20 protein-coding genes, 1 tRNA gene and 1 pseudogene are annotated in these 22,173 nt (G+C 70.0%); 17 read left to right on the forward strand and 5 right to left on the reverse strand.

Annotation, left to right across the window (positions count from 1 at the left end; genetic code table 11):
* From valS to G3N18_RS06125, 3 genes are all read right to left on the reverse strand, one after another.
* A complete protein-coding gene (gene valS, locus G3N18_RS06115; protein WP_196383436.1) occupies positions 1-2,598 on the reverse strand; it encodes a valine--tRNA ligase in 2,598 nt (865 codons plus the stop codon).
* 389 nt (positions 2,599-2,987) lie between these two features.
* Positions 2,988-3,548: a GNAT family N-acetyltransferase gene (locus tag G3N18_RS06120; RefSeq protein ID WP_196383437.1), complete on the reverse strand. Its 561-nt coding sequence runs from the start codon at positions 3,546-3,548 to the stop codon at positions 2,988-2,990.
* The gene (locus tag G3N18_RS06125) at positions 3,545-4,168 is read right to left on the reverse strand and encodes a hypothetical protein (RefSeq protein WP_338038320.1); all 624 of its coding nucleotides are present in this window, start codon (positions 4,166-4,168) and stop codon (positions 3,545-3,547) included. The genes G3N18_RS06120 and G3N18_RS06125 overlap by 4 nt, the downstream gene beginning before the upstream one ends.
* A 302-nt stretch (positions 4,169-4,470) precedes the next feature.
* Between G3N18_RS06125 and ileS the strand changes: the two genes are divergently transcribed.
* From ileS to ndk, 4 genes are read left to right on the forward strand one after another with little or no spacing between them, the layout of a single operon-like run.
* Positions 4,471-7,896 carry an isoleucine--tRNA ligase gene (ileS, locus tag G3N18_RS06130; RefSeq protein ID WP_196383439.1) on the forward strand — a complete coding sequence of 1,142 codons (3,426 nt, stop codon included), beginning with the start codon at positions 4,471-4,473 and terminating at the stop codon, positions 7,894-7,896.
* Entirely contained in the window at positions 7,893-9,245 is a 1,353-nt protein-coding gene (locus G3N18_RS06135; RefSeq protein WP_196383440.1) for a glutamate ligase domain-containing protein, read from the forward strand. Before ileS ends, G3N18_RS06135 begins: the two co-directional genes overlap by 4 nt.
* Entirely contained in the window at positions 9,233-9,661 is a 429-nt protein-coding gene (locus G3N18_RS06140) for a DUF4233 domain-containing protein (RefSeq protein WP_196383441.1), read from the forward strand. Before G3N18_RS06135 ends, G3N18_RS06140 begins: the two co-directional genes overlap by 13 nt.
* Position 9,662: 1 nt before the next feature.
* On the forward strand, positions 9,663-10,076 hold the full coding sequence (gene ndk, locus G3N18_RS06145) for a nucleoside-diphosphate kinase (RefSeq protein WP_196383442.1): 414 nt from the start codon (positions 9,663-9,665) through the stop codon (positions 10,074-10,076).
* A gap of 3 nt (positions 10,077-10,079) precedes the next feature.
* Here the strand turns inward: ndk and G3N18_RS06150 are convergent, their stop codons facing one another.
* A complete protein-coding gene (locus G3N18_RS06150; RefSeq protein ID WP_196383443.1) occupies positions 10,080-10,685 on the reverse strand; it encodes a vitamin K epoxide reductase family protein in 606 nt (201 codons plus the stop codon).
* 294 nt (positions 10,686-10,979) lie between these two features.
* On the opposite strand from G3N18_RS06150, the gene G3N18_RS06155 reads away from it, so the two are divergent.
* The gene (locus tag G3N18_RS06155) at positions 10,980-13,367 is read left to right on the forward strand and encodes an Rne/Rng family ribonuclease (protein ID WP_196383444.1); all 2,388 of its coding nucleotides are present in this window, start codon (positions 10,980-10,982) and stop codon (positions 13,365-13,367) included.
* A 24-nt stretch (positions 13,368-13,391) separates the two neighbouring features.
* Here the strand turns inward: G3N18_RS06155 and G3N18_RS06160 are convergent, their stop codons facing one another.
* Positions 13,392-13,667: a DUF4031 domain-containing protein gene (locus tag G3N18_RS06160; protein WP_196383445.1), complete on the reverse strand. Its 276-nt coding sequence runs from the start codon at positions 13,665-13,667 to the stop codon at positions 13,392-13,394.
* Positions 13,668-13,918: 251 nt separating this feature from the next.
* Here G3N18_RS06160 and rplU point away from each other — a divergent pair, with 251 nt between their 5' ends.
* The 12 genes and pseudogenes from rplU to G3N18_RS16575 form a co-directional block, all read left to right on the forward strand.
* Positions 13,919-14,227, forward strand: a complete 309-nt coding sequence (rplU, locus tag G3N18_RS06165) for a 50S ribosomal protein L21 (RefSeq protein ID WP_170214204.1) — start codon at positions 13,919-13,921, stop codon at positions 14,225-14,227.
* Positions 14,228-14,245: 18 nt separating this feature from the next.
* Positions 14,246-14,503 (forward strand): 50S ribosomal protein L27, encoded by a 258-nt coding sequence (gene rpmA, locus G3N18_RS06170; protein ID WP_141379975.1) that lies wholly within the window; start codon positions 14,246-14,248, stop codon positions 14,501-14,503.
* A gap of 93 nt (positions 14,504-14,596) precedes the next feature.
* On the forward strand, positions 14,597-16,111 hold the full coding sequence (gene obgE / locus G3N18_RS06175) for a GTPase ObgE (protein WP_196383446.1): 1,515 nt from the start codon (positions 14,597-14,599) through the stop codon (positions 16,109-16,111).
* The gene (gene proB, locus G3N18_RS06180; protein ID WP_196383447.1) at positions 16,108-16,929 is read left to right on the forward strand and encodes a glutamate 5-kinase; all 822 of its coding nucleotides are present in this window, start codon (positions 16,108-16,110) and stop codon (positions 16,927-16,929) included. Before obgE ends, proB begins: the two co-directional genes overlap by 4 nt.
* Before the next feature lie 31 nt (positions 16,930-16,960).
* Positions 16,961-18,220 (forward strand): glutamate-5-semialdehyde dehydrogenase, encoded by a 1,260-nt coding sequence (locus G3N18_RS06185; RefSeq protein WP_196383448.1) that lies wholly within the window; start codon positions 16,961-16,963, stop codon positions 18,218-18,220.
* A gap of 40 nt (positions 18,221-18,260) precedes the next feature.
* Entirely contained in the window at positions 18,261-18,488 is a 228-nt protein-coding gene (locus G3N18_RS06190; protein WP_196383449.1) for a hypothetical protein, read from the forward strand.
* A 10-nt stretch (positions 18,489-18,498) separates the two neighbouring features.
* On the forward strand, positions 18,499-19,125 hold the full coding sequence (nadD, locus tag G3N18_RS06195) for a nicotinate-nucleotide adenylyltransferase (protein WP_196383450.1): 627 nt from the start codon (positions 18,499-18,501) through the stop codon (positions 19,123-19,125).
* Complete coding sequence (locus G3N18_RS06200; RefSeq protein WP_196383451.1) at positions 19,122-20,354, forward strand: hypothetical protein; 1,233 nt, start codon at positions 19,122-19,124, stop codon at positions 20,352-20,354. Before nadD ends, G3N18_RS06200 begins: the two co-directional genes overlap by 4 nt.
* Positions 20,351-20,737 (forward strand): ribosome silencing factor, encoded by a 387-nt coding sequence (gene rsfS / locus G3N18_RS06205; protein WP_196383452.1) that lies wholly within the window; start codon positions 20,351-20,353, stop codon positions 20,735-20,737. The genes G3N18_RS06200 and rsfS overlap by 4 nt, the downstream gene beginning before the upstream one ends.
* Before the next feature lie 77 nt (positions 20,738-20,814).
* Positions 20,815-20,890, forward strand: a tRNA-Ala gene (locus G3N18_RS06210).
* A 133-nt stretch (positions 20,891-21,023) separates the two neighbouring features.
* Complete coding sequence (locus G3N18_RS06215; RefSeq protein WP_206693015.1) at positions 21,024-21,224, forward strand: helix-turn-helix domain-containing protein; 201 nt, start codon at positions 21,024-21,026, stop codon at positions 21,222-21,224.
* Positions 21,225-21,295: 71 nt separating this feature from the next.
* Positions 21,296-21,709: pseudogene (locus G3N18_RS16575) on the forward strand (tyrosine-type recombinase/integrase); the annotation flags it as partial.
* Positions 21,710-22,173 lie beyond the last annotated feature (464 nt).

A 22,173-nucleotide genomic window follows, 5' to 3' on the forward strand; every position in this document is an offset into this window, starting at 1 on the left:
TCAGGCCTCCGTCTCGACGGGCGCGAGCTCGACGGTGTCGACGGCGAACGCCTCGGCTCCGCCGACGATCTCAAGGCTCTCGATCCGTCCGACGGCCTTGAGGTCGCCCTCGGCGAGCGTGAGGGCCGCGGCCGTGGCATCCGGTGCGCGCAGCACGAGACGTGCCACGGGCGTCTTCTGGGAGGCCTTCGCCTCGGTCTTCGCGCGACGGATGCCGATGAGCGCCTCGCTCGCCGCCTTCAGCACCGCGGGGTCGCCCTCGATGCCGAGCGGCGTGGGCCACGCCGACGTGTGGATCGAGCCGTCTTCGAACCACGACCAGGCTTCTTCGGTCGCGAAGGCGAGGACGGGGGCGAGCAGACGCAGCAGCGACGACAGCGCGAGGCGCAGCGCGAGTGCGGCGGATGCCTGGCCGACGTCGCCCTGGTTGTAGGCGCGCTCCTTGACGAGTTCGAGGTAGTCGTCGCAGAACGTCCAGAAGAACGCCTCGGTGATCTCCAGGGCGCGCGCGTGGTCGTAGTTCTCGAACGCCGCCGTCGCGTCGCGGATCACCTGATCGAGCGTCGCGAGCATCGCGGCATCCAGCGCGTGGGTGACCTGCGCGCCCTCCGACACCGGGAACGACAGCACGAACTTCGCTGCGTTGAGCACCTTGATCGCGAGCCGCCGGCCGATCTTCACCTGCGTCGGGTTCTGCGGGTCGAACGCGGCGTCGGAGCCGAACCGGCTCGATGCGGACCAGTAGCGCACGGCGTCCGTGCCGTGCTGCTCGAGGATGTCGGCGGGCGTGACGACGTTGCCCTTCGACTTCGACATCTTCTTGCGGTCGGGGTCGAGGATGTAGCCCGAGATCGCCGCGTTCGTCCACGGCGCGCGGTCGTCTTCGAGCGCGGAGCGCACCATCGTGGAGAACAGCCAGGTGCGGATGATCTCCTGGCCCTGCGGACGGAGATCGAACGGCGCCACCAGATTCCACAGCTCGTCGTCGCGCTGCCAGCCGCCGGCCAGTTGCGGGGTCAGGGACGAGGTCGCCCACGTGTCGAAGATGTCCTTCTCGCCCTCGAAGCCGCCGGCCACGCCGCGCTGGCTCTCGGCGAAGCCCGGCGGGACGTCGATGGTGGGATCCACCGGCAGCGTCGCGGAGTCGGGCACGATGACGCCGTCAACGATGCGCTCACCGTTCTCGTCGAGCGGGTACCACACCGGGATAGGCACGCCGAAGAAGCGCTGACGGGAGATCAGCCAGTCGCCGGTCAGGCCGTTCGTCCAGTTCTCGTAGCGCACGCGCATGAAGTCGGGATGCCAGTCCATCTCCCGGCCGAGCGCGATCAGCTTCTCGCGGAACGCTTCGTCGCGCGCGCCGTTTCGGAGATACCACTGACGCGTCGAGACGATCTCGAGGGCACGGTCGCCCTTCTCGTAGAACTTCACGGGGTGGTTGAACGGCTTCGACACCTCGAGCAGCTCGCCGGACGCGTCCAGCAGCTCCACCATCTTCTTCTTCGCGCTGAAGACGGTGAGGCCGGCGATCTCGGCGTAGGCCGCTCGCGCGGCATCCGTCGTGAGCGCCTCGGGCGCGTCGGGGAGCACGCGGCCGTCCTTCCCGAGGATCGTGCGGTTCGGCAGGTCGAGCTCGCGCCACCAGACGATGTCGGTCACGTCGCCGAAGGTGCAGACCATCGCGATGCCCGACCCCTTGTCCTGCTGCGCGAGAGGGTGCGCGAGCACCGGCACCTCGACGTCGAAGATCGGTGTGCGCACGGTCGTGCCGAAGTACGGCTGGTAGCGCTCGTCGCCGGGGTTCGCGACGAGCGCGACGCACGCGGCGAGGAGCTCGGGGCGGGTCGTCTCGATGTGGATGTCGCCCGAGCCGTCGCTCTTGTGGAAGGCGAGGCGGTGGTAGCTCGCCTGCTGCTCGCGGTCTTCGAGCTCTGCCTGGGCGATCGCCGAGCGGAAGTCGATGTCCCAGAGCGTCGGCGCCATGGCCTGGTACGCCTCGCCGCGCTCGAGGTTCCGCAGGAACGCGAGCTGGCTCGTGCGGATCGTCTCGTCGGAGATCGTCCGGTACGTCTGCGTCCAGTCGACGGAGAGGCCGAGCTGACGGAAGAGCGCTTCGAACTGCTTCTCGTCCTCGAGCGTGAGCTCCTCGCACAGCTCGATGAAGTTGCGCCGGCTGATGGGCACCTGGTCGGCGGGCTTGAGGCTCTTCGCGTCGCCGTGGAAGGGCGGCGTGAAGTCGGGGTCGTAGGGCAGCGACGTGTCGCAGCGCACGCCGTAGTAGTTCTGCACGCGACGCTCGGTCGGCAGGCCGTTGTCGTCCCAGCCCATCGGGTAGAACACGGTCGTGCCGCGCATGCGCTCGAAGCGGGCCTTGACGTCGGTGTGCGTATAGCTGAATACGTGCCCGATGTGCAGCGACCCGGAGGCCGTCGGCGGGGGAGTGTCGACGGAGAAGACACCCGCGCGACCCTGCGCCTGCGTGGCCGCCTTGGCGGCGTCACGGTCGAACAGGTACGTGCCCTGCGCCGCCCACGCGGCATCCCACTTCTGCTCGAGGCCTTCCAGGGCGGGCTTGTTGGGAATCTGTGCGTCGGCCATGGCTGTCTCCTCGAGCGATATGTGCGGCACTGTGTGAGCGTGCCTGAGTGTGGTTTGTCCGGCCATTCTACGCGGGTCGGATGCTGCGGAGATGACGGCTGGCGCGGAGGCGGGTGCCGGGAGAGTCGGATGCTGAGGAGATGACAGATGCTGAGGAGCGATTCCGGGCATCCGTTCCTCAGGAACCGGCAGGCTCCTCAGGAACCTCCCGGGTGACGGGCCGGGCTCTGGGGCCATCGCCTCCTCCCCAGATGCCCGATCCGGTGGACTGTCCACCGATGCGCCTGGGCGTGCGTCGAATCCTTCATCCCGACGCGGCTGTCCTGGCTGCGGCTCCCGATGCTGAGGAGATGACGGATGCTGAGCAGTGATTCCGGGGCATCCGGTCCTCAGGAACCCGCAGGCTCCTCAGGAACCGATCGCCGCCCCCGCGACCACGCCTCGCGCGACACCGCGAAGGCGAGGTGCGGCATGTCGACGCCGCGGTAGTGGGTCGTGAAGGTGCGCCGCACGGTCATGCCGAGCCGGATGGCGACGTTCATGGATGCCACGTTGGTCGAGCGCACCTTGGCGTACAGCTCGTCGATCGGCAGCTCACGGAAGGCCCAGTCGCGGCACGCGCTCGCCGCCTCGACGGCGTACCCCCGGTGCCAGTGGGCGCGCGCGAACAGGTAACCCACCTCGATCACCTCGTCCTCATCGATCCGCTGGCGGGTGATGCCGCACTGCCCGATCATCTCGCCCGTCTCGCGCAGCACGACGGCCCACAGCCCGAAGCCGTCGTCGGCGTACCGCACCTGCATCCGCCGCAGCCAGGCGAACGACTCCGCGTCGTCGAACGCGCCCTCGTACGCGATCATCGCCACGGGATCGTGCAGGATCGCCCGGAGCGCCGGCAGATCGGCATCCGTCATCTCGCGGAGGTCCAGTCGCCCGGTGGAGAGGATCACCCGGTCACCCCGATGCCCAGCGCCTCGGCGAACGCGACCGCGTGCAGTTCGGCCTGGCGCGGCTCGAGCCACGCGCCGGAGAGCGCGCGCACGTCGGTGAACGACACCGCCTCGAGGCCGCGCAGGTCGAGGTCGTCCGCCCGCACACCGCGCGTGTCGACCTCGTCGACCCGGGTGTTCTCGAAGCGGACGCGATCGAGGCGCGCCTCGGGAACGTCCAGCGTGCCGATCTCGCAGTCCACGACGAGCGCATCGACGATCGTCGCCGACGGCAGCGACAGGTAGTCGATGCGGAGCCCGCGCAGCACCACGGCGTCCCACGCTGCGCGGAGGCCGTCGAGGGTCCCGATGCGACCGCCCGCGATCTCGACGCTCCGCCACGCGCCGTCCCGGCAGACGAGCTCGGCGGCACGCACACCGGTGATCGCGACGTCGACGAGGGTCGCCCCGGTGAGATCGAGGCGCGTCACGGATGCCTCGTCGAGCCGCGACTCGGCGATGCGCCCGTGCGCGTCACTCACCACGTCGCCCGTCGCGCGCAGCCGCACTCCGATCAGGTCGGCGCGGGGCGCGAGATCGGCGTCGCCGTCGAACCGAGCGGGCAGGTCGGGCGCCGTCACGCGCGGAGCGTGCGGGCCGCGCGGGGTCCGGCGCCCGCCGGTGGACCGAGGGGAGGGCATGCCCGCCAGCCTACGTCGCCGGTATGCTGGGGGGACCAGCATCGATCCGGCCATCACCGGGGAGCTCGCGGAAGAACGCATCGGCCCGTCCGACGCCACTAGAACCGCGCGGGGCAGGCCCGTCACAGCCGCAGGAGAGAGGCCCTCGTCGGATCGGGGAGGGCAAGCGGGGTGGTACCGCGGCCCGTGCGACAGCACGGATCGTCCTCGCAGGAAGCATCAGACGCACCTGCTGGAGAGACATGACCTACCCGCGCACCTCCGCCTTCGGACCGGCCGCCGACGCCACGCCCGACACCATCTCGCCGAGCCCGCGCTTCCCCGAGATCGAGCGCGACGTGCTGGCCTTCTGGCAGCGCGACGACACCTTCCGGGCATCGATCGCGCAGCGCGAGGGCGCCTACGAGTGGGTCTTCTACGACGGCCCACCGTTCGCCAACGGGCTTCCGCACTACGGGCATCTGCTGACCGGCTATGCGAAGGACCTCTTCCCGCGGTTCCAGACGATGCGCGGCAAGAAGGTCGACCGCGTCTTCGGGTGGGACACGCACGGCCTGCCCGCCGAGCTCGAAGCGATGAAGCAGCTCGGCATCACCGAGAAGAGCGAGATCGAGCAGATGGGCATCGGCGCCTTCAACGCGAAGGCGAAGGAGTCGGTTCTCGAATACACCCAGCAGTGGGAGGACTACGTCACCCGCCAGGCGCGCTGGGTCGACTTCGAGCGCGGGTACAAGACGCTCGACACCGGCTACATGGAGTCGGTGCTGTGGGCCTTCAAGAACCTGTGGGACAATGGCCTCGCCTACGAGGGCTACCGCGTGCTGCCGTACTGCTGGCGCGACGAGACCCCCCTGTCGAACCACGAGCTGCGCATGGACGACGACGTCTACAAGATGCGCCAAGACCCGTCGGTGACGGTCACCTTCCCGCTCGTGGGCGTGAAGGCCGAGGCGCTCGGGCTCACCGGCGTGCGCGCGCTCGCGTGGACGACGACCCCGTGGACCCTTCCGACGAACCTCGCGCTCGCCGTCGGCCCCGAGATCGAATACGTCGTCGTGCCCGGCGGGCCGCTCGGTGCCGCGGACGTTCCGGCCGGTGACGACGCCGAAGGTGCCGCCGCGCACCGCTACCTGCTGGCTCGCGACCTGCTCCCGAACCACACGAAAGACCTCGGCTACGAGAGCGCGGACGACATCGCCCAGGCCGTCGAGCGCACGATCCTCGGCGCCGAGCTCGAAGACGTGCACTACGACCGGCTGTTCGACTATTACGCGGATGCCGAGGTGTGGGGCACCGGCACGGCATGGCGCATCCTCGTCGACGACTACGTGACGACGACCGACGGCACGGGCATCGTGCACCAGGCGCCCGCCTACGGTGAAGACGACCAGCGGGTCACCGAGGCCGCCGGCATCCCGCTCATCATGAGCCTCGACGACGGCGGCACCTTCTTGCCGCAGGTGACCGACGTCGCCGGTCAGTTGTGGATGGATGCCAACCGGCCGCTCATCCGGCTGCTCAAGGCCGACGGGCGGCTTCTGCGCGAGGCATCCTATGAGCACTCCTACCCGCACTGCTGGCGGTGCCGGAACCCCCTCATCTACAAGGCGGTCTCGAGCTGGTTCGTGCGGGTGACGGCGATCAAAGACCGCCTGCTCGAGCTGAACGAGCAGATCACGTGGGCGCCCGAGAACGTCAAGCACGGGCAGTTCGGCAAGTGGCTCGAGGGTGCGCGCGACTGGTCGATCAGCCGCAACCGCTTCTGGGGCTCACCGATCCCGGTGTGGAAGAGCGACGACCCCGAGTACCCGCGGGTGGATGCCTACGGCTCGCTCGCCGAGCTCGAGGCCGACTTCGGCCGCCTGCCCCGGAACGAGGCCGGCGAGGTCGACCTGCACCGCCCGTACATCGACGACCTGACCCGCCCGAACCCCGACGACCCCACGGGGCGCTCGACGATGCGGCGCATCGAAGACGTCTTCGACGTGTGGTTCGACTCGGGCTCGATGCCCTACGCGCAGGTGCACTACCCGTTCGAGAACCGTGAGTGGTTCGACGAGCACGCTCCGGCCGACTTCATCGTCGAGTACATCGGGCAGACCCGCGGCTGGTTCTACGTCATGCACGTGCTCTCGGGGGCCCTGTTCGACCGCCCCGCGTTCACGGGCGTCGCCTGCCACGGCATCGTGCTCGGCAGCGACGGGCTGAAGATGTCGAAGTCGCTGCGCAACTACCCCGACGTGAGCGAGGTGTTCGACCGCGACGGGTCGGACGCCATGCGCTGGTTCCTGATGGCCTCGTCGGTGCTGCGCGGCGGCAACCTGATCGTGACCGAGGAGGGGATCCGCGCGGGCGTGCGCGAGTTCCTGCTGCCGCTGTGGAACGCGTGGTATTTCTTCGCCACCTACGCCAATGCGGCGGGCGGAGAAGGCGGTTCGGGCTACGAGGCGCAGTGGCGCACCGATTCGACCGACGTGCTCGACCGCTACATCCTCGCGCTCACCGGCGACCTCGTCAGAGACGTCGCCGCCGACCTCGAGGCGCTCGACTCGACGACGGCTGCCGCGCGTCTGCGCGAGTTCGCCGAGGTGCTCACCAACTGGTACATCCGCCGTTCGCGCGACCGGTTCTGGGTGGGCGTCTCCGACGACCCGGCTTCGACCGAGGCGTTCGACACGCTCTACACCGTGCTCGAGACCCTCACGCGGGTCGCGGCCCCCCTCATCCCGCTCGTCTCCGAGCGCGTCTGGCAGGGGCTCACGGGCGGTCGCAGCGTGCACCTGACCGACTGGCCCGACGCGGGGGCGTTCCCCGCGGCATCCGACATCCGCTCCGCGATGGACACGGTGCGCGAGGTCTCGAGCGTCGCCAACGGTCTGCGCAAGAAGGAGGGCAAGCGTGTGCGCCTGCCGCTGCCGAAGCTCACGATCATCGCCCACGAGGCGGCGCAGCTGGCGAGCTTCGACGAGATCGTGCGCGACGAGCTCAACGTGAAGGCCGTCGAGCTGGTCGAGTTCACGCCGAGCTCGTACGACGAGTACGGCGTCGCCGAGCGGCTCGTCGTGAACGCCCGCGTCGCCGGCCCGCGCCTGGGCAAGCAGATCCAGAAGGTCATCCAGGCGGCGAAGGCCGGTTCGTGGCGGTTCGAAGACGGCCGCGGCTTCGTCGTCGACACGGCCGACGGCGAGATCGACCTGCTGCCGGGCGAGGCGTCGACCGACACCGACGCGTCGGGCCGGCCCGAGGGCGAAGCGCTCGGCATCCTCTCCCTGCACGAGGGGTCGGGCTTCGTGCTCCTCGACACGACGACCACGCCCGAGCTCGAGGCCGAGGGTCTCGCGCGCGACGTGATCCGCGCGGTGCAGGACACCCGCAAGGCCGCCGGGTTCGACGTGAGCGACCGCATCCGCCTGCAGCTGCTGTTCTCGTCTGACGACGACGCGGCGGCCGTCGCCTCGGCGTTCACGACGGCGGACGTCGCGGGAGAGACCCTCGCGCTCGATTACGCCGTCGTCGCACCCGACGGTTCGCCGCTTCTCGCGGAGGGGTCGGTGCTCGCGTCGGCCGACACGATCGACGCCGAGCACACCGCCGTCGTGACGGCGGGCACCTATGCCAACCGCGGCGACATCACGGTCGCCGTCACGCGGATCGGAGGCACGCAGTGAGCGATCGTACGAGAGCGGATGCCGTGTATGCGGCCCTGCTCACCCGGCAGGGGGAGCAGTGGGTGCAGCCACGCGTGGAACGCACCCGCCGGGTGCTCGAGCTGCTCGGCGACCCGCAGTCGACCTACCGTGTGATACACGTCACAGGGACGAACGGCAAGACCTCGACGGCGCGGATCGCCGAGTCGATCATCCGCGCCCACGGGCTGCGCACGGGCCTGTTTACGAGCCCGCACCTCGAGCGGTTCACCGAGCGGATCATGATCGACGGCGAGCCGATCGACGACGGGCTCGTCGCGGATGCCTGGGACGAGGTCGAGCCCTTCATCGACCTCGTCGACGCGGAGCTCGCCGCGGCGGGCGACGCGCCGCTGACCTTCTTCGAGCTGCTGACCGTGCTCGCCTTCGTCGCCTTCGCCGACGCCCCCGTCGACGTCGCGGTGGTCGAGGTCGGCATGGGCGGCTCCTGGGACTCGACCAACACCGCGGACGGTGACGTGGCCGTGTTCGCCCCCATCGATCTCGACCACGCCGACAGGCTCGGAGACACGATCGCCGAGATCGCGACGGTCAAGTCAGGCATCGTCAAGCCCGGAGCCGCCGTCGTGTCGGCCGAGCAGACGCCGGAGGCCCTCGCCGTGCTGTCGGCGGCCGCGAAGACGCAGGGCGCCGCGCTCGCCGTGGAGGGCGATGCCTTCGGCCTCATCGCACAGAGCCTCGCCGTCGGCGGTCAGCAGATCAGCGTGAGGGGGATAGCCGGCACCTACGACGAGCTGTACCTGCCGCTCTACGGGGCCCACCAGGGCCACAACGCCGCTCTCGCGATCGCCGCCGTCGAGTCGCTCATCGGGGGAGCGGAGCAGGCGCTCGCGCCCGACATCGTCGCCGACGGGCTCGCCCAGGTGACCTCACCCGGCCGGCTGCAGCTGGTCGGCGTCGCGCCGACCGTGCTCGTCGACAGCGCGCACAACCCGCACGGCGCCCGCGCGCTCGTCGCGGCGCTCGGCGACTCGTTCGATTTCGACGAGTGGGGCATCGTGCTCGGCGCGTTCGGCGACAAAGACATCGCGGGCATCGTCTCGACGATCGTCCCCGCGGCCACGCACGTGTTCGCGACGGCGCCCGACTCGGACCGCGCGGCCGACCCCGACACCCTCGCCGACCTCGTCGAGGCGGCCGGGGCACAGGTCACCGTGCACCGCGACCTGGCAGAGGCCGCCGAGGCCGCGCGCGAGTGGGCCTCGGCATCCGAGCGCCGCGCCGTCGTGATCGCCGGCAGCGTCGTGCTCGCCGGTGAAGCCGTCCAGCTGGCCGCGGCAGAGGATTGGAAAGACGGATGGCAGGCGTGAGCGCGGATGCCTCGGGTCAGGCGCGCACGCCTCGCACGCCTCGTGTGCGGCGCCAGCGCGGCGCGCGCGAGTCACTGGCATCCATCGTGCTCGGCTTCGAGTCGATCATCGTCTTCCTCGGCGGACTGGTGCTGTACGGGCTGAAAGCGCTGCCCGCGGGGATCGAGCCCTGGTGGGGGATCGTGATCGGCGCCGTGCTCGCCGTGGCGCTCATCGCGACGTCGGGGCTCGTCCGCTACGACTGGGGCATCGCCCTCGGCTGGTTCTGGCAGGTGCTCATCATCGCCGGCGGCCTCCTCGAACCCGCCCTCGTGGTCGTGGGCGTCATTTTCGGCGCGATGTATGCGTATGCGACGATCAAGGGCGGAGCTCTCGACCGCCGCAACGCGGCGCGAGCCGCAACGAACGGAGACTGACATGCCCACCGAAGAGACCCTCGTTCTGGTCAAGCCCGACGGCGTCGCGCGCGGCCTCACCGGCGCGATCCTCGCCCGCATCGAGGCGAAGGGCTACTCGCTCGTCGACATCAAGCTCGTCGAGCCCGACCGCGACGTCCTCGAGCGCCACTACGCCGAGCACGCCGGCAAGCCGTTCTACGAGCCGCTCGTCGAGTTCATGCTCTCCGGCCCGTCGGTCGCGATCCGCCTCGCCGGCAACCGCGTCATCGAGGGCTTCCGCTCGCTCGCCGGCACCACCGACCCGACGACCGCGGCGCCCGGCACCATCCGTGGCGACTTCGGTCGCGACTGGGGCGTCAAGGTGCAGCAGAACCTCGTGCACGGCTCGGACAGCCCCGAGTCGGCTGCGCGCGAACTCGCGATCTGGTTCTGAGGCTCAGAACAGCGCGCCGAGCACGTCGAGGCGCAGCTGAGCGATCAGCGCCACGACGGCGTACGTGACGAACGCCATGAGCGGCACCCACGCGGCGAGGGCGTTACCCGCGGCCTTCACGCGCGGCGACGACGAGACGACGCTCGAGCGCAAGAGCTGCACCCACACCGCGTAGAACGTCGGGATCGTGACGACCCACGTCACCATGCACCAGGGGCAGAGCGTTCCGAGCGAGAAGATGCTCTGGCCGATCAGCCACAGCACGAACGCGAAGGCGAACGTGACGCCGGCCGCGAAGGCCAGCCAGAACCAACGCGCGAACCGGGCGCCGGCGAGGATCGCCATGCCGACCACGATCGGCGCGACCCAGCCGGTGAGCCCGAGGATCGGGTTCGGAAAGCCGAACACGCTGCCCTGCCACGAGTCGAGGTTCTTCGTGCACTGCACGAGCGGGCTGAAGTCGCACGACGCGGGGCCCGAGCCGGGGTTCGCGAGGGCGTGGAACTTCTCGGTCGTCAGGGCGAACGCGGCGAACCAGCCGATCGCCCCGGCGATCACGAGCCACACGGCGAGAACGGTCGGACGGCTGTCGATGGTGCGCGGCGGCATGCCGTGATTATCGCACCGCGATTCTCCGACATCGCCGCAGATGACCTGCTCGGGCGCGGGTTCGCGCATTCCCGACGCGAAAGTGCGATAATGATGGCCGACGCCTCCGCGGCCGCGCCGCGCACCGGGCGTCACCGATGACTTCGGGCGATGAACGCCCAGCGCAGTACGAGCCCCGCCGGAGAGCGGGTGAGGCTGCAGACCGTATGAGTTCGCGGTACCTCCGGACCGGAGCGGTACCGCCAGATTCGCTCGGGACGGCCCGCGGAGCCGCCCGCAAGGAGTTAGCCAGAGATGGCCGATGAGCACAATGACACCACCGAGCCCGCCCACTTCGACCCGGAGCAGCTGCCGCTGACCCCGGAGCCCGAGGTCGTCGAAGCCGCCGCCGACGCGGCTGTCGCCGCCGAGGCGATTGCCGACGTAGAGGCCGAAGTCATCGCCGAGGTGGTCGCGGAGAGCGCCGACGTCGTGGATGCCGAGGCGGTCGCCGTCGCCGTCCCCGAGAGCATCGAGGCTGAGGCCTCGCAGCCCGCTCCGGCAGGGCCCACGCCCGCCGAGCCCGAGCCCGCCGCTCCGGTGACGGCCGTCTCGCTGGGCCTCCTGCCCGCGGAGTTCGTGTCGCAGGTGTCGACGCAGCTGATGTTCTACGCGCCCGAGATCGTGGCTCTCCCCGCCAGCCCCGGGCGGGGCGGCGACGCGAACCGTGACGATTTCGGCGACCAGGGGCCCGAGAGCGGCTCGAGCGCGCGACGCCGCAACCGTCGCCGCGGCGGCGGCCAGGCATCCGACGCCGACGACGCTCAGGGCTCGCCCGAGCGTGGAGAGCGCCCCAGCCGTCAGCCGCGCCAGCGCGCCGTCGAGCTCATCACCGAGCCCCAGCGCATCAAGGGGTCCACGCGCCTCGAAGCGAAGAAGCAGCGCCGCCGCGACGGCCGCGAGGCCGGGCGCCGCCGCACCGTCGTGACCGAGGCCGAGTTCCTCGCGCGCCGCGAGGCCGTCGACCGCGACATGATCGTGCGCTCGAAGAACGGGCGCATCCAGATCGCGGTGCTCGAAGACAACGTGCTCGTCGAGCACTACGTCGCCCGCAGCCAGGAATCCTCGCTCATCGGCAACGTCTACCTCGGTCGCGTGCAGAACGTGCTGCCCTCGATGGAAGCCGCCTTCGTCGATATCGGTCGCGGCCGCAACGCCGTGCTCTACTCGGGCGAGGTCGATTGGGACGCCGTCGAGACCGGCAACCAGCCGCGCCGCATCGAACTGGCGCTGAAGTCGGGTGACCGCGTGCTCGTCCAGGTCACGAAAGACCCGGTCGGCCACAAGGGTGCGCGCCTGACGAGCCAGATCTCGCTGCCCGGCCGCTACCTCGTGTACGTGCCCGGCGGTGCCATGAACGGCATCTCCCGCAAGCTCCCCGACACGGAGCGGGCGCGCCTCAAGCGCATCCTCAAAGAGGTGCTGCCCGAGTCGAGCGGCGTCATCGTGCGCACGGCCGCCGAGGGCGCCACCGAAGACCAGCTCACGCGCGACGTTCAGCGCCTCACGAGCCAGTGGGAGCACATCTCCAACCAGCTCGAGAAGATCCAGGCGCCCGCGCTGCTGCACGCCGAGCCCGACCTGCTGGTGAAGATCGTGCGCGATGTCTTCAACGAGGACTTCTCGAAGATGCTCATCCAGGGCGAAGACGCGTACCAGACGATCACCGCGTACCTCGCCGGCGTCGCCCCCGACCTGCTCGAGCGCATCGAGAAGTACGACGACGAGCAAGACCCGTTCGACCGGTTCCGCGTCAGCGAGCAGATCGAGAAGGCCCTCGACCGCAAGGTGTGGCTGCCCTCGGGTGGATCGCTCGTCATCGACCGCACCGAGGCGATGACGGTCGTCGACGTCAACACGGGCAAGTTCGTCGGTACCGGCGGCAACCTCGAAGAGACCGTTACCAAGAACAACCTCGAGGCGGCTGAAGAGATCGTCCGCCAGCTGCGCCTGCGCGACATCGGCGGCATCATCGTCGTCGACTTCATCGACATGGTGCTCGAATCGAACCGCGATCTCGTGCTGCGCCGGCTCATCGAGTGCTTGAGCCGCGACCGCACCAAGCACCAGGTCGCCGAGGTCACCTCGCTCGGTCTCGTGCAGATGACCCGCAAGAAGCTGGGCCTGGGGCTGCTCGAAACCTTCAGCGAGCCGTGCGAGGTGTGCGCCGGCCGCGGCGTGATCGTGCATCACGACCCCGTCGTCAAGCACCGCAGCGCCGCGCCGGCGAGCGGTTCGCCGAGCGGTCGCCGGCCGCGCCAGTCGACGCCTCCCGCGTCCAACGGCAACGGCGGCACCCACGTCATCACCGAGAGCGCCAAATCGGCCCTCGCCGCGATCGCCGCCTCGACCATCCACCCCGCCTCCGACGAGGCGACCGCGGCCGTCGTCGAGCTCGAGGCGGCCGTGGAGCGGCCCAAGAAGGCGCGCAAGAAGCGCGAGCCCCGCGCCGCGGCGCAGAGCGAGCGGACGGATGCCTCGGCGCCGCCCCGCACCGAGAAGGACCTGCTGCTCGACTCGGTGCTCAGTGCCCTTCCTGAGCCCAAGGCGCCCGGTCAGGGTCGCGGGCGCCGGCGGGTGACCACCGCAGCGCTCAGCGGCACCCCGGTCGCCGCGACGCCCGAGCAGCCCCGCGAAGACTGACCTCGCGTGCAGCGCCGCGCCCGGTCAGCGACCGGCGCGGCGCTCTCGCGCGGTGACGCGCAGGCCCGACGCGATCAGGCGCCGTACGAGCTCGTGCCCGCTGACGTGCTCGGCACCGCCGGCGATCAGCCGGGGGAGCGCGTCGGCCGGCACGTCGTAATGGTCGCGGTCGAACGCGCGCGGTGGAAGGCCGTGCGCGGCGGCGAAGGCGTGCAGCTCGTCGAGGTCGCTGTCGCTGACCAGGTGGGCCCACAGCCGCTCGTGGGCGGGCCAGCGCGCGTCGTCGATCAGAATGGCCACCGCTCCATCGTAGGCACCCGCGACACGCCGGGGCCGCGCTTTCGCGCTCCTTTTGCCCGTGGGCGCGGCATCCGGTAAAGTAGTCCCTTGGTGCGCCCTGTCGCAGGCCCCTCCCTGCGACTCCAGCCCTCTTGCCGGCCCGTCCGGCGGGCATCCGCACCGTGACTTTCCCTCAGATCGCCACTGCCACGCAGAGACGATCCGCAAGGACAATTCGGAGCCGTGGGCTCCACAGAAGAAACAGGTGTGAAGTGGTTTACGCAGTTGTGCGCGCCGGCGGCCGGCAGGAAAAGGTCGAGGTCGGCACGATCGTCGTCCTCGACCGTCAGAAGGCGAAGGCCGGCGAGAAGCTCGAGCTTCCCGCGGTGCTGTTCGTCGACGGCGACACCGTGACGACCGACGCCGACAAGCTCGCGAAGGTGACCGTCACCGCCGAGGTCCTCGGCGAGGAGCGCGGTCCCAAGATCGTGATCCAGAAGTTCAAGAACAAGACCGGCTACAAGAAGCGCCAGGGGCACCGTCAGGACCTCACGCGCGTCAAGATCACCGGCATCAAGTAAGCCAGGGGAGAAGACGAGATGGCACACAAAAAGGGCGCAAGCTCTACCCGTAACGGTCGCGACTCCAACGCCCAGCGCCTCGGCGTGAAGCGCTTCGGCGGCCAGCAGGTGCTCGCCGGCGAGATCATCGTCCGCCAGCGCGGCACGCACTTCCACCCGGGCGCCAACGTCGGCCGCGGTGGCGACGACACGCTGTTCGCCCTCTCGGCCGGCGCGGTCGAGTTCGGCACCAAGGGCGGCCGCAAGGTCGTCAACATCGTGGCGGGCGCGGAGTAACCTCCGACAGGCTTCGGTGCCGGGCACTCCGGTACTTTCGGCGGGGAGCGGGCTCAGGCTCGCTCCCCGCCATTTTTCGATAAGGAGAACGACATGGTGACGTTCGTCGACCGGGTCACGCTGCACCTGCGTGCCGGCAAGGGCGGCAACGGCTGCGTGTCGGTCCGTCGCGAGAAGTTCAAGCCGCTCGCCGGCCCCGACGGCGGCAACGGCGGTCACGGCGGCGACGTCGTGCTCGTCGCCGACCCGCAGGTCACGACGCTGCTGTCGTACCACCACTCGCCGCACCGCCACGCCGGCAACGGCGGGTTCGGCATGGGCGACAACCGTTCGGGCTACAACGGCGAGAGCCTCGAACTGCCCGTCCCCGTCGGAACGGTCGTGAAAGACGCCGACGGCGAGACCCTCGTCGACCTCATCGAGCCCGGCATGCGCTTCGTCGCAGCTCCCGGCGGTCAGGGCGGGCTCGGCAACGCGGCGCTGTCGAACCCCAAGCGCAAGGCGCCCGGGTTCGCGCTGCTCGGCACGCCCGGGTGGGAGGGCGATGTCTTCCTCGAGCTGAAGACCGTCGCCGACGTCGCCCTCGTCGGTTTTCCGTCGGCGGGCAAGTCGAGCCTCATCGCCGCCGTCTCGGCGGCGCGGCCGAAGATCGCCGACTACCCGTTCACGACCCTGCACCCGAACCTCGGGGTCGTGCAGGCCGGAGACATACGTTTCACCGTCGCCGATGTGCCCGGCCTCATCGAGGGTGCGAGCGAGGGCAAGGGGCTGGGCCTGGAGTTCTTGCGCCATGTCGAGCGCTGCACGGCGCTCGTGCACGTGCTCGACTGCGCGACCCTCGAGCCGGGTCGCGACCCCCTGAGCGATCTCGACGTCATCCTCGACGAGCTCGGTGCCTACCCGGTGCCCGAGGGGCAGACGCCGCTCCTCGAGCGCCCGCAACTGGTCGCGCTGAACAAGGTCGACGTGCCCGAGGCGAAAGACCTCGCCGATCTCGTGCGGCCCGAGCTCGAGGCGCGCGGCTACCGCGTGTTCGAGATCTCGACGGTCAGCCACGAGGGACTGCGCCCGCTCTCGTTCGCCCTGGCCGACGTCATCGCGCGCCACCGCGTAGAGCTCGCCGCAGCTCCCGCCCCCGAGCGGGTCGTGATCCGCCCCAAGGGCGCCGAGCGCGAGTTCGAGATCCGCGTCGAGGGCGGCACGTACGGCAACTTGTACCGCATCCTCGGCACGAAGCCCGTGCGCTGGGTGCAGCAGACCGACTTCCAGAACGAAGAGGCCGTCGGCTTCCTCGCCGACCGGCTCGAGAAGCTCGGCATCGAAGACGAGCTCTTCCGTGCGGGCGCCGAAGCCGGATCGACCGTCGTGATCGGTGAGGGTGACGGGGTCGTGTTCGACTGGCATCCGTCGCTGTCCTCTGCCGCCGAGCTCATGACCGCGCCCCGCGGCACTGACCCGCGTCTCGACCTCAACCCGCGCCGCACGACGTCGCAGCGCCGCGAGCGGTACCACGAGCGCATGGATGCCAAGGCCGAAGCCCGCGCCGAGCTCGAGAGCGAGCGCATCGCCGGCGGCACGTTCGACGGGGTGGAGGACGACGAGTCGTGAGCGTCGAGGTGCGAGCGCAGCTGCCCGGTGCGCGCCGTGTCGTGGTCAAGGTGGGCTCGTCGTCGATCAGCGGCGAGAACGCCGGGAAGATCCAGCTGATCGTCGACGCCCTCGCAGAAGCGCACGGGCGCGGCACCGAGGTGGTGCTCGTGTCGTCGGGTGCCATCGCGACGGGCATGCCCTACCTCGCCCTCGATGAACGCCCGGTCGACCTCGCGACGCAGCAGGCGGCTGCGGCGGTCGGCCAGAACGTGCTCATCTACCGCTACCAAGACGCCCTCCGCCCGTTCGCGATCGTCGCCGGGCAGGTGCTGCTGACGGCGGGAGACCTCGAGAATGCGACGCACCGCTCGAACGCGCGCCGTGCGATGGAGCGGTTGCTGGGCCTGCGGATTCTGCCGATCGTCAACGAGAACGACACCGTCGCGACCCACGAGATCCGCTTCGGCGACAACGACCGGCTCGCCGCGCTCGTCGCGGCACTCATCGGCGCCGATGCCCTCGTGCTCCTGAGTGACATCGCGTGCCTCTACACACGGCCGCCGAGCGAACCGGGCGCCGAGCCGATCGACACCGTCGCCTTCGGCGACGATCTCGCGGGCTTCGAGTTCGGCTCGGGCGTCGTCAACAGCGTCGGCACCGGGGGAGCGGCCACCAAGGTGTCTGCGGCGCGCCTGGCGGCCGAGTCGGGCGTCGGAGTGCTCGTCACGAGCGCGGACCTCGTCGCCGAAGCCCTCGCGGGCGCCCCGATCGGCACGTGGTTCGCGCCCGATCCGGCCGCGCCGCCCGCGCCGCACACCGGCGCGGTCCGCACCTGAGCCCGGCGCGCCCCCTCGCTAGACTGACGCCATGACGATCACGGCGACGACCGCGCAAGAGCGCATGGCGCGGGCGAAAGAGGCTGCGCGCAGCGTGGGGCTGCTGAGCGACGCCGAGAAGGCGCGTGCGCTCGGCGCGATCGCGGATGCCGTCGACGCGGCCACCGCCGAGATCGTCGCGGCGAACGCCGAAGACCTCGCCCGCGGGCGCGAATCGGGTCTCTCCGACGGTCTGCTCGACCGGCTGAGGCTCGACGACGCGCGGGTGCGCGCCCTGGCATCCGCGGTGCGCGACGTCGCCCTGCTGCCCGACCCCGTCGGACGCGTGCTCGACGAGCGCACGCTCGCGAACGGCGTAGCGCTGCAGAAGGTGTCGGTGCCGTTCGGCGTCGTGGGCTCGATCTACGAGGCGCGACCGAACGTGACCGTCGACATCGCGGCGCTCGCGTTGCGCTCGGGCAACACTGTGGTGCTCCGCGGCGGTACGGCGGCGCAATCGTCGAACGCGGCGCTCGTTGCGGTGATGCGGGGGGCGCTCGCCTCGGTCGGCGTCGATCCCGAGGCCATCCAGACCGTCGACGACTTCGGCCGCGAGGGCGCGAACGCCCTCATGCAGGCGCGCGGTCTCGTCGACGTGCTCGTGCCGCGCGGCAGCGCACAGCTGATCGAGACGGTCGTCACCCAGTCATCCGTGCCCGTCATCGAAACCGGGGCGGGCGTCGTGCACATCGTGCTCGACGCCTCGGCGCCGCTCGAGTGGGCCGAGCAGATCGTCGTGAACGCCAAGGCGCAGCGCCCGAGCGTCTGCAACGCGGTCGAGACCGTGCTCGTGGTGCGCAGCGCCGCCGAGCGCCTTGTTCCCCCGGTGGCCGCGGCTCTCGAAGAGGCCGGTGTCACGATCCACGGCGATGACGAGGTGCGCGCGCTCGTCGCGGGTGCCGTGCCGGTGACCGACGACGACTGGGCCACCGAGCACATGAGCCTCGACCTGTCGATGCGGGTCGTCGACGATCTCGACGACGCCCTCGCGCACATTCGGCGCTACTCGACGCACCACACCGAGTCGATCATCACCGCCGACGACGCCAACGCGGAACGCTTTCTCGCCGAGGTCGACTCGGCCGTCGTCATGGCCAACGCGTCGACCCGTTTCACGGACGGAGGCGAGTTCGGCTTCGGCGCCGAGGTCGGCATCTCGACCCAGAAACTGCACGCGCGCGGCCCGATGGGGCTTCCCGAACTGACCAGCACGAAGTGGCTCGCCCGCGGCGCGGGGCAGATCCGCGCGTGAAGCGCCTAAACTTGACTCACCCGAAACGAACGGAGTCCGCATGACCCTCGCCACGATCCTCGCCCTCGCCGGAGAGGCCGCCGAGCACCACGGCAACGTGCAGGCGCAGACGTTCATCTACGGCGCGATCGCGTTCATGGTTTTTCTGGCGCTGGGCCTCGTGACCATGTCGTACCGCAACGTGGCCAACCGCCACGCCCACAAGGCCGAGGCCTACGCCAAGGCGCACCCCGTAGACCAGGCGCAGGTGGGCCACGGCCACCACTGAGGCCGACTCCATGGTTTCTGCGCGCGCCGACGATTCGGTTGCTCCCGCGCCCCGCGCCCCTCGGATCGGGGTCATGGGTGGCACGTTCGACCCGATCCATCACGGCCACCTCGTGGCCGCGAGCGAGGTGGCGCAGTCGTTCGACCTCGATGAAGTGGTCTTCGTGCCCACGGGCATGCCGTGGCAGAAGCAGAAGGTCACCGAGGGCGAGCACCGCTACCTCATGACCGTGATCGCGACGGCGTCGAACCCGCGCTTCACGGTGAGTCGCGTCGACATCGACCGCGATGGACCCACCTACACGATCGACACGCTGCGCGACCTCAAAGCCGCCCGGCCCGACGCCGAGCTGTTCTTCATCACAGGCGCCGACGCCATCGCGCAGATCCTCGGCTGGCGCGATCACGACGAGCTGTGGCAGCTGGCGCACTTCGTCGCCGTGTCGCGGCCGGGGCACGTGCTGAGCACCGAAGGCCTGCCCAGCGAAGACGTCAGCCAGCTCGAAGTGCCGGCTCTGGCCATTTCGTCGACAGACTGCCGAGCGCGGGTGCGTTCGGGAAACCCGGTGTGGTACCTCGTTCCCGACGGCGTCGTCCAATACATTGCGAAGCACCACCTTTACCGGAGCGAGGCATGAGCACACCCGAAACGCCTGAATCGCCCCAGCTGACGCGCCGTCAGCTCCGCGAACTGCGAAATACCGCGTCGAACCCGATCATCACGCCCGAAGAGGCCGAAGCCGCGGCTGCTGCGGCGGCCACGGCGGCGCCGGTCGCCGCGCCGCTGCCGCGTGCGGCCGAGCCGGTCGTGGTGGCCGAGGAACCGCCCGCCGCCGAAGACGTCGACCTCGAGTCGCGCGCACTCACCCGGCGCGCCGCGCGGCAGCAGGAGCGCCTGCGCACGGCATCCGTGCCCGTCAGCGACGGGGAGACCGACGAGACGGCGGGGGAGGCCTCGGTCGACGGGGCTGCCGCCGTCGAGGACGAGCAGGCGACAGTGGATGCCTCCGCGGAGGCCACGGGCGACGGCGCTGCCGCCGTCGAGGACGAGGTCGCTGTCGACGATGAGACGCCCGCCGACGAGCCCGCCGATGACGAGGTCGTGGCGGAGGTCGTCGAACTCGAGGTCGTGGACGTCGAGCCGGTCGCCGCCGATGTCGAGGCGGACGAATCGACCGATGACGCCGCCGCCGACGTGGACGCGCCGGTTCCGGACGTGGATTCGGACGACGCCACCGAGGCTGCCGAGGCTCTCGCCGATGCGCAGACCGAGTCGCCCGACGTCGAGACCCTGCTCGCCGGCGACACCGACGAGGCCGAAGCCGAGACGGAAGAGGTCGAGGACGGCGACGAGGAGCGTCGGGCCGTCGTGGCGCCGACCTTCGGATCGGGCCTGCTCGCCGGTGACGGCGTGGAGATCGAACTCCCGGCATCCTTCGACCAGCTGCTCACTCGTGGCAGTGCGGCGACCGGCTCGCTCGCCGCCTCGAACGCGCTCATCCTGTCGCAGACGCCCGACACCGGATCGTTCTCGGCGCCGGTTGCGGCGACCGGCGAGGTGCTCATCACGGGCACGTTCAACCTGCCCGAGTCGTTCGGATCGACCGGCACCTCGCACGGGTCCTCGGATGGCAAGGAGATCGACGCCGTGCTCGTCGACGGCGAGCTGCCGGCGTCGTCGTCGCCGACGCCGATCGCCGCGAGCTCGGCGATCAGCACGATCAAGAGCGCCGACGACATCATCAAACCGCCGGCACCCGAGAAGGGCGGCAAGCTCATGCTGGCCCTCGTGATCACCGCCGGTGCCCTGGCGCTCGCCCTCACCGGCGCGCTCATCATCGCCCTCGTCACGGGGGTGTTCCGATGACCGCGAGTGCGCGCACGCGCGAACTGGTCGAGATCGCCGCGGCCGCCGCAGACGGTAAGGGCGCCGAAGACCTCGTCGCCTTCGATGTCTCCGAGCCGCTGCCGCTCGTCGACGCGTTCCTCCTCGCCACCGGCAACAGCGAGCGCAACGTCGCCGCGATCGCCGACGCGGTCGAAGAGGCGATGCTCGAGCAGGGCGTCAAACGGCTGCGCCGCGAAGGCAAGAACGAGGCGCGGTGGATCCTCATCGACTTCGGCGACCTCGTCGTGCACGTCTTCCACGAGCAGGAGCGCGTGTTCTACGGTCTCGAGCGCCTGTGGAAGGACTGCCCGGTGCTCCCGACGGGCGTCACCGCGGGACTCCCCGCCGACGCGCCCGAGTGACGCCGCCGGTTCGTGCCACCCCGCGGGATGTAGTAGCATCGAAGGGTTGCCGCGACAGTGGTGACAACCCAGAGAATGGGCCTGTGGCGCAGCTGGTAGCGCACCTGCATGGCATGCAGGGGGTCAGGGGTTCGAGTCCCCTCAGGTCCACCAAAACTCCCGGTAAAGCACCGAAACTTCACTCCCCGAACAGGGAGTTTGAATGTTTGGTAGTCGCTTACTGGACACTTCGCCGAGTAGCCGCAGGGCGTTTTCGAGCCTTCTAGAGCTATCTGGGAGGTACGCGGTGACGCCCGCGCACCTGGCTGAGCTTGCCGCCGAACTGAAGGTCTCCGTCCAGACGATCTACGACCTCCGCAGCAAGGGGCGTGGGCCGCATGGGTTCCGTGTCGGCACCCAGCTGAGGTTTCGCAAGAGCGAGATCGATGCGTGGGTCGAGCGCATGGAACAGGCTGATGAGCAGCGTCATGCCGGCGGCGCAGCATGAACGGCGGACGGCCACGCACACTGATCGGCTCCTACGGGACTATCAGCGTCACCAGGCGCGGCACCTCCTAGGTGGCTCTCGCGCGCATCCGCGACGCCGACGGCCGCCTGCGCAGAGTCACCGGTGCTGCACGCACCGAATCGGCGGCTCGAGCGCGTCTGAAGGAGCGCCTGCTTGACCGACCCGGGTTTGGAGCCGGCGGGCTCCTCGACCTCAGTAGCTCCTTCCGAGATCTCGCAGACCTCTGGCTCGAGGATCTGGAGCTGCGCGAGTTGTCGGACGGGACGAAGAAGAACTATCGCGACGATCTCCGGCTCCGAGTGAGGCCACAGTTCGAGCACTTCTCGCTCGGCGAGATCACCACGGGCCGCGTGGAGTGGTTCCTCAGATCTGAAAGCGCAGCGTCGTTCTCTCGCGCGCACCACTCGCGAACTGTCCTAAACCAGCTTTTCGCGTTTGCGCTCCGACATGATGCGATCCCGCGGAATCCCGTGCAGGGGACGAGTCCGTTGCGGAGGCCGAAAGGCGAGCGCCAGGCGCTGAACGTCGAGCAGATCAGTGCAATCCGCGACGCCGCCAGTCGCTGGCGGACCGGTCCCGACATCAAGGGACCCAAGCCCGACGGTCAGGTGCGCGACATCATCGAAGTGCTCCTCGGCACCGCGCTGCGCATCGGAGAGTGCGTGGCTCTTCGGGTATGCGATGTCGACGACGGACCCAGCGGGATGACGATCTCCGTGACAGGAACGGTCGTCCTGCGCACCGGTAGCGGCGCGGTGAGGCAAGACCACCCCAAGACCGAGCACTCCATCCGCCGCATTGCCGTACCCGACTTCGCAGCCGCCGTGTTGCGCGCACGGCTCGCCGGCATCCCGACCAGCGACTCGCGACGGACTATCTTCGCCAATCGCGCGGGCAAGCCTCCCGTAGCGTGTCGAGCAACGGATTG

The organism is Microbacterium paulum, from assembly GCF_015707995.1.
Classification (GTDB): domain Bacteria; phylum Actinomycetota; class Actinomycetes; order Actinomycetales; family Microbacteriaceae; genus Microbacterium; species Microbacterium paulum.

Coding starts and splice junctions, on each gene's coding strand:
- G3N18_RS06155 (WP_196383444.1), top strand. CDS start 10,980: ATGGCCGATGAGCACAATGACACCACCGAGCCCGCCCACTTCGACCCG.
- G3N18_RS06140 (WP_196383441.1), top strand. CDS start 9,233: ATGGCAGGCGTGAGCGCGGATGCCTCGGGTCAGGCGCGCACGCCTCGC.
- nadD (WP_196383450.1), top strand. CDS start 18,499: ATGGTTTCTGCGCGCGCCGACGATTCGGTTGCTCCCGCGCCCCGCGCC.
- G3N18_RS06190 (WP_196383449.1), top strand. CDS start 18,261: ATGACCCTCGCCACGATCCTCGCCCTCGCCGGAGAGGCCGCCGAGCAC.
- G3N18_RS06185 (WP_196383448.1), top strand. CDS start 16,961: ATGACGATCACGGCGACGACCGCGCAAGAGCGCATGGCGCGGGCGAAA.
- G3N18_RS06200 (WP_196383451.1), top strand. CDS start 19,122: ATGAGCACACCCGAAACGCCTGAATCGCCCCAGCTGACGCGCCGTCAG.
- ileS (WP_196383439.1), top strand. CDS start 4,471: ATGACCTACCCGCGCACCTCCGCCTTCGGACCGGCCGCCGACGCCACG.
- rpmA (WP_141379975.1), top strand. CDS start 14,246: ATGGCACACAAAAAGGGCGCAAGCTCTACCCGTAACGGTCGCGACTCC.
- ndk (WP_196383442.1), top strand. CDS start 9,663: ATGCCCACCGAAGAGACCCTCGTTCTGGTCAAGCCCGACGGCGTCGCG.
- obgE (WP_196383446.1), top strand. CDS start 14,597: ATGGTGACGTTCGTCGACCGGGTCACGCTGCACCTGCGTGCCGGCAAG.
- valS (WP_196383436.1), bottom strand. CDS start 2,598: ATGGCCGACGCACAGATTCCCAACAAGCCCGCCCTGGAAGGCCTCGAG.
- rsfS (WP_196383452.1), top strand. CDS start 20,351: ATGACCGCGAGTGCGCGCACGCGCGAACTGGTCGAGATCGCCGCGGCC.
- G3N18_RS06150 (WP_196383443.1), bottom strand. CDS start 10,685: ATGCCGCCGCGCACCATCGACAGCCGTCCGACCGTTCTCGCCGTGTGG.